Origin of the sequence: Streptomyces sp. NPDC047453 (genome assembly GCF_040643155.1) — a bacterium.
In the GTDB taxonomy this organism is placed as follows: domain Bacteria; phylum Actinomycetota; class Actinomycetes; order Streptomycetales; family Streptomycetaceae; genus Streptomyces.
On sequence record NZ_JBEYTS010000151.1, the window covers coordinates 1 to 6060 of the forward strand.

Genomic DNA, 6060 nt, shown 5'->3' on the forward strand with positions numbered 1-6060 from the left:
TCCTTTCGGAACGTACCTACACGTGCACCGCGTGCGGAGCCGTCTCGCCCAGAGACAAGAACTCCGCATCCGTGATGCTCGTCCGGGCTGGTCTGACCCCGGCTGGTGCTGAGGGCATAAGACCCTCTGGAGCGCTGCTCCAGGGGGCTGCCTGAGCCAGGAATCCCCCGCCTTCAGGCGAGGGAGCAGTCAAGACGATTTCCCCCTCGGCCGCTGGCTGGCCACCCAGCGCACCCGCGCCCATGACCTCACCGCAGAACGCACCGCCGCCCTCACCGCCCTGGACCCGTGGTGGAACCCGCCCGGGCCGATCACCTGGCAGCGCGCCTACCACGCGGCCCGCCGGCAGACAGAACAGGACGCAGCCGCCTCACCGGCGGGGGAGTGGCTCACGGCCCAGCGCCAGCGCGTCGGTCGGCTCCACCCCGAGCAGCGCCGCCTCCTGGAAAACCTGGGACTCGACCTGCCGGACGCACCCGCCTCCCGGGCCAAGAATTCCCTACTGCCGGCACGGGAGCGCGCCTTCGCGCGCGCACTGGCCGCCGCACGCGCCTTCCGCCAACGAGAGGGCCACCTCCACGTCCCCCAACGGCACATCGAGGAGATCGACGGCGAGCAGGTACGGCTGGGCCAGTGGCTGAGCAACCTTCGTCGCCGCCGCTCCAGCCTTAGCCCGCAGCAGCAAGCCGCGCTGTCCGACCTCGGCCTGTGAGCGGGTGAGGGAAGTACAGCGTGAGCACTGGTCGGCACCGAGCCCAAGCGCCTGCAGCCGCGTGTCCGTCTGTCTCCGCACTACGCCGGCGTGATCGTCCCGGTGAAGGACCTGTCAGCGGGGCCGGCGATGGCGTCGGTGCCGGTGCGGAGGTTCTCCTGGCAGCGCGTACGGCAGCGCGAGGTTGTCCAGGAGGCCGGCTGACTTCGCCGCTGCCGACCTGGCCCATACGGGGAGGGCGGCCGCCTCGGAACACGCAATTAATCTGACGCTGCCTGGCTGGAACACTACCCTGACTGTTCAGGTCCCCTCCAGTCTCACCGCCGCTTCCTCTCCGCGTTTTGGTGGCATCCCTGAGGGGGTGAAGTCGTGCCCATTCCACCGGTGTTCGATCGTGACCGCGGGCAGGGAGGGACAGCACAATCCATCATCGGGCCCGTAATGGGCGTAGGTGACTCGGATGGTGCCCGGTTTTCCGGGAGTGATGGCTTGAATGGCCAGGCTTTCGCTGCTGCTGTCCCAGCCGACAAACGTCGTGCCGTGCCAGAAAAAGACCAGTTGCCCGTACCCGTCTACGCTCGGAGAACGGGTGCCGATCACCGCGGTCAGATAACCGCCGGACCCGTCCGCTACCGTGACCGGGGCGCTGGACGGCGCGAAATGTTCCGAGGGGTCGCCTGCCTCGACGGTCGTGGCCATCACCCGCGCGATCGCGCCGGGACTGGGCACGTCGGCCCGGGAGGAGCCAGACAGCGCCCCGATCGTCGCAACGCTCGGACCGGGCCGGGACCCTGCGGAGGGGGCAAGCCCCCCGGAGGAGGACGCGGCTAGTGCCGTTGCGGGGGCCAGGGTCAAGACGACGGCGGTGGCAGCGAGGGCGGTGTACAAGGACCGGGAACGGAGTGCCGGCCTGGGCCGTCTCGGTGGCAAGCCCTGGGCAGGTGCGGCCGCCGCGGGCACCGGATGATGTGTGCATGGGTGAGTGCTCATGGGTTTTTTCTTTCCGGGGTGCAGGGTTGTCGGCCCGGCACACGGGTCGGTGAATTTTCGTCGTGTGCCGGGGCGGCCGCATCGCGAGGGATGAGGAAAAGCACTGCGGTGGGGTTCGTGTCCTTCGGGGTTTTGCATCGAGCCGGCCCGGCCGAAAAATCACCAGGGGAATGAGGAATCACGGCTCGGCAAGTTCGGTGGTCCAGGTTGCCGGGGCTGCCCTGTCCGGTGCCGTCAATGCGGGTGGCCCGCCGGTGCCGTCAGGGTCGCGGTGGTCGTGGCCTTCCTGGTGGCGCTGCCCGTGCTCAGGGCTGTCTCCCCGCGCCGCAGTGCCAGGTACCTGCGCAGGCCCCGGCCGGCTTCCCGTCGTACCCGGCGCAGCACCGGGACCTGGGTGGCCCTGTGCAGCTGGTAGTGCCACGGCGCCTGGGACCCCTGCCGTACCGACATGGCGTAGGCGAAGTCCACCAGATCCTGCTCAAGGTGATGGTCGAGATGCTCGAACCAGGCCATGCTCGTGCGGGCCGCGGCCTGCACGGGATGGAGCGCGGCCCGGCGGCGCTTGTCGTAGATCTGCAAAGCGGCAGGCAGCTCTGCCTCCGTATACAGGCTGTGCGCGAGTTCGATCGCATCCAGCAGCGCCAGCCGGGTGCCCGAGCCCAGGGTGTAGTGGGTGGTGTGGGCGGCATCCCCCAGCAGTACCACGTTGTCGTGGCACCAGGTGGCGTTGCGTACCTCGGTGAAGTGCTGCCAGCGTGCCGGTTCCCCCCGGGACTGGCCCAGCAGCGCGTGACCGTCCAGAGCGGAGGCGAAGATCTGTTCCAGCAGCCGCACACCGTCGGCGGTGTCGAGCGTATCGAGCCCCAGCCCCCGCCAGGTCTCGGGGGCGCACTCGACGACGCAGGTGCTGATTTCCGCGCTCGAGGGATAGGCGTAAAACCAGATCCACCCGGCCGGGGTCGGTTCGAAGGCGAAGGTGAAGCGGGGGAACACCTTGTCGGTGCCCAGCCATATGTAGGGGTTGCGGCCGGCTTCCAGGCGGGTGCCGAAGTGGTCGCCGTGCAACTGGCGCACCCGGCTGTTGGCCCCGTCGCAGGCGACGATCAAGTCGGCGTCGGCGAGCTCGGCCAGGTCGTCGACCTTGCGGCGGTGCTGGACATCCACCCCCAGCTCGGTGGCGCGTCGGGTGAGGATGTCGAGCAGGGTGGCGCGGGCGATGCTGTAGCCGTACCGGCCCAGATACGCGGTCTGTTCCCCGCGGCGGACCTCCTGGTCCTGCCACAGGGCCGAGGCCGCACGCACCGCCTGGGCGCTGTCGGGGTCGTTGCGGTAGAGGTGGTCGAGCAGGTCGTCCCCATACCCCACGCCCCAGCCGTAGGTGGCCCCCGGCGGGTCGCGTTCGATGACGGTGATGTCATGGCCGGCATCGCGGCGCTTGGCCGCGATCGCGAAGTACAACGCGCCCGGTCCACCGCCGACGCACACGGTCTTCATGGCGTGTCCCGTTTTGGCTGCACGGCCGGGCGGCCGCATCGCGGCTGCGGCACCCTGGTGCGCGGTCGGTGTCGGGTTGGGGCCGCCCAGCGGCGGAAGGGCGGTCCCGGCCGGCGTCCCCTGCCGGTCGGGTCCTTGGAGTAGTGGTCGCATGGGTTCCTCTTGCCTGGGTTGAGTCTCTGGGTTGACTCGGTGGGTTGGGTCTTGGTGCCCGTGGGCCGGTGCGCGCCCGAGGGCACAGAAGGGGGCTGGGCCTGTGCCCGGCACCGGGCGCGTGGGTGCGGCGATCTCACACCTGAGGTGTGTCTGCCGCACCCACGCCCGGGCCTTGGTGATCTGACCGGGGGTTCCTCGTGGCCGCGGGGGTCAGGGCAGTGCCGGTGCCGCCTGCCCCGGGCCGGCTACCCCCAGCCGTCGGAGCTGCCCCAGCTGTTGGAGCTGCCCCAGCTGCTGGAGCTGCCCCAGCTACTCGAATTGCCCCAGCCACCCGAGTCACCCCAGCCTCCGTGGTCACCCCAGCTGCTCGAGCTGCCCCAGTCACTGGAGCTGCCCCAGTTACTGGAGCTGCCCCAACTGTCGCTGTCGTCGCCCCAGCTGCTGACGCTTGCCACGGTGGCGGCGTGCGTCGTGGCGGGTGCGGCCTGGGCGGCGGCGCCGCCGCCCAGGAGCGCCCCTGCGGCGGTTACGGTGATGGCCGCGACCTTGACGATCTTCTTCTTCGTTCGAATCACGACGTGTCCTTCTTTCGGTGGATGCGCCTCGCTCCGGATCGGTGAGGCCGTGTTTCGAGTAAGCCCGAACGGGTCATGCGTCGTCACGCCACTGAATGCCGTGACTTGACACTCGCAAATGATCTTGATAAAGTTCCGCGTCCTGCCCAGGCCGGCCCGGTGCCCAGCCCTGTGACAGCCCCGCCGCCCCTGGAACGGGCCCCTTGAGGCGCCGGCTCCGTAGACCAGCCGGACGGTCACCGCGACCCCGCCCTCCGCACCGGCTCCGGCGTCTTCGCGGTCCACCTGTACGCGGCCAGACCGAAGCTCGTGAAGCCGATCATGAACCTGGTGCTCGCGGGCGTGGCCCTGGCGATCTCCAGCTTCCGGTGGACAGCGGCCGCGCCCACTGATGCCCACCCCGGAACGGCCGTACACCGGCGGCTCCACGGACGGCACCGCCTGATACCTGATCATGGGCTGCAACGGCCTCGGCCGGATCTTCAGCGGCAAGGGCAACGGCGGAGGCGGCGGCGGAGGCGGCGGCCTCTCCGGCGGCCGGCAGGGCAACAGCAAGACGGGCGGTACCCCCCGAACGGCACCGGCGACAACGGCCGCACCGACGGCCCAGCGGTGCTCACACAGACGGCCACCGTCAGTCCAGCGGCGAGGCCGGCGACGGGATCCTGATCGCCGACGAGACGGGGGACACGAAGTCCTCGACCGCCGCGGTGGCGGCGGCCCGCCAGTACTCGGGCTCGGCCGGCGGCGTGGACCTGTACCAGGTCGCGGTGCACCTCACCTTCGCCTCGCCCGCCGGGCACTGCCTGATCGGCCGGCGCCTGTACTTCACCAAGGAGCGGGCCGGCGACGAGGAACGCCCCGAGCTGACCGGCGTCCCCGGCGAGCTGTGCTTCGCAGCCAAGCCGCGCCTCGCGGTGGACATGCTCCACGCCGCCGCTCAGCAGGGCATATCCACCTCGTTCTTCCTGGGCGACGAGGACTACGGCGGGCGGGAGTTGCGTACCGTCTGCCGCGAACTGGGCCTGGGCTACGTCGTGAAAGTGCGCTCCAACCACCAGGCCACCACCCCGGCCACGAAGCTGAGCGTGACCAAGGCCGCCGCCCGGCTGCCGAAGCGGGCCTGGCAGCGGACGCGGACCGGCGCGGGGCACAAGGGCGTACGCGACTACGACTGGGCGATGATCGACGTCACCGCCGACGACACCCCCGACGGGCAAGACCGCGATGCGGGAACATCAGTGCTGCTGGTCCGCCGTCACCGCTACACCCGCACCGTGTCCTACTACCGCTGCTTCGCCCCGGGCCCGGTGACACTGGCGCGACTGGTGTCACTGGAGTGCCTCAGGCGGCGGGTGGAAGACAATTTCCAGGAGACGAAGGACATCTGCCACCTCGACAAAGGCCAGGTCCCTGCTGGAACTCCTGGCACCGCCGAGCGTGATCACCCTGGTCGCCCATGCTCTCCTGGCCGTCACCGCCGCTCTCGAACGAGCCGCCCAGACCGGCCGGAACGACCCGGCCGAGGCCAACCTCGTCCCCCTCAGCAGCCACGAACTCCTCCGCCTGCTACGGGCCTTGATACTTCCTCAGCCCCGACGAGACCGCGACCACCTGCTGTGGTGGTCCATCTGGCGCCGCCGCCATCAACACCGCGCCCGCCTCCGCCACCGCCGTTGGCACGCATACGCCGCAGTTCTGCCCGCAGCATCGCGTCGATCAGCGGCGCTACCTCGGTCACCACCCGCGCCTGCGTTCCCTGGCGGCTGCTGCCCCGCGGCGGGCCCGGCGGAGCCTGCGAGGAGAGGTACTTGCGCACGGTCTGCCGGTGCAGACCCGTCTCCCGGGCGATCTCCGAGACGCTCATCGCACCAGACGCATGCAGAGCGCGAAAACGCAGCAAGCGGTCATTCGTGCCGCCTTCAATGATTCCTGCGAGGCTAATCTCGCCTGCCCCGGCGGCTTGCCGACCGGGGTCAGCCGCGCCAGCAGGGACCCTACCTTCACCTGCTCTATTGCGAGGAGGGCGCGGCGTTCACGCCGGGTAGGAATCGCATCTTGTGACGGCGTCGCGGAGCGCCGCCGCATGCGGGTTCCGGGGCGCGGAGTGCCCTGGCAGCCTGCCTGGCGGAG

At 70.2% G+C, this 6060-nt stretch carries 6 protein-coding genes and 3 pseudogenes; 4 read left to right on the forward strand and 5 right to left on the reverse strand.

Translation table 11 applies throughout. From position 1 onward, the window contains the following. Positions 1-155: pseudogene (locus ABZ818_RS42280) on the forward strand (RNA-guided endonuclease TnpB family protein); the annotation flags it as partial. Between the two features lie 62 nt (positions 156-217). Continuing rightward, the gene (locus tag ABZ818_RS42285; RefSeq protein WP_361427540.1) at positions 218-712 is read left to right on the forward strand and encodes a helicase associated domain-containing protein; all 495 of its coding nucleotides are present in this window, start codon (positions 218-220) and stop codon (positions 710-712) included. Between the two features lie 300 nt (positions 713-1012). On the opposite strand, the gene ABZ818_RS42290 is transcribed toward ABZ818_RS42285, so the two are convergent. From ABZ818_RS42290 to ABZ818_RS42300, 3 genes are all read right to left on the reverse strand, one after another. Beyond that, complete coding sequence (locus tag ABZ818_RS42290; RefSeq protein ID WP_361427525.1) at positions 1013-1411, reverse strand: LppP/LprE family lipoprotein; 399 nt, start codon at positions 1409-1411, stop codon at positions 1013-1015. Between the two features lie 525 nt (positions 1412-1936). Then, positions 1937-3196, reverse strand: coding sequence for an FAD-dependent monooxygenase (locus ABZ818_RS42295; protein ID WP_361427528.1), 1260 nt, complete (start codon positions 3194-3196; stop codon positions 1937-1939). A 401-nt stretch (positions 3197-3597) separates the two neighbouring features. Beyond that, complete coding sequence (locus ABZ818_RS42300; protein WP_361427531.1) at positions 3598-3927, reverse strand: hypothetical protein; 330 nt, start codon at positions 3925-3927, stop codon at positions 3598-3600. A 270-nt stretch (positions 3928-4197) separates the two neighbouring features. On the opposite strand from ABZ818_RS42300, the pseudogene ABZ818_RS42305 reads away from it, so the two are divergent. After that, positions 4198-4462: pseudogene (locus ABZ818_RS42305) on the forward strand (hypothetical protein); the annotation flags it as partial. Positions 4463-4561: 99 nt separating this feature from the next. Here ABZ818_RS42305 and ABZ818_RS42310 read toward each other — a convergent pair. Beyond that, a complete protein-coding gene (locus ABZ818_RS42310) occupies positions 4562-4708 on the reverse strand; it encodes a hypothetical protein (RefSeq protein ID WP_361427534.1) in 147 nt (48 codons plus the stop codon). On the opposite strand from ABZ818_RS42310, the pseudogene ABZ818_RS42315 reads away from it, so the two are divergent. Beyond that, positions 4638-4976: pseudogene (locus ABZ818_RS42315) on the forward strand (transposase); the annotation flags it as partial. The gene ABZ818_RS42310 and the pseudogene ABZ818_RS42315 overlap by 71 nt on opposite strands. A gap of 494 nt (positions 4977-5470) precedes the next feature. Here ABZ818_RS42315 and ABZ818_RS42320 read toward each other — a convergent pair. Continuing rightward, positions 5471-5830, reverse strand: a complete 360-nt coding sequence (locus tag ABZ818_RS42320) for a helix-turn-helix domain-containing protein (RefSeq protein ID WP_361427537.1) — start codon at positions 5828-5830, stop codon at positions 5471-5473. Positions 5831-6060 lie beyond the last annotated feature (230 nt).

What these genes read in the sequence shown, in the direction of transcription:
- ABZ818_RS42290 (WP_361427525.1), bottom strand. Translation starts at nt 1,411, where the DNA reads ATGGCCACGACCGTCGAGGCAGGCGACCCCTCGGAACATTTCGCGCCG.
- ABZ818_RS42295 (WP_361427528.1), bottom strand. Translation starts at nt 3,196, where the DNA reads ATGAAGACCGTGTGCGTCGGCGGTGGACCGGGCGCGTTGTACTTCGCG.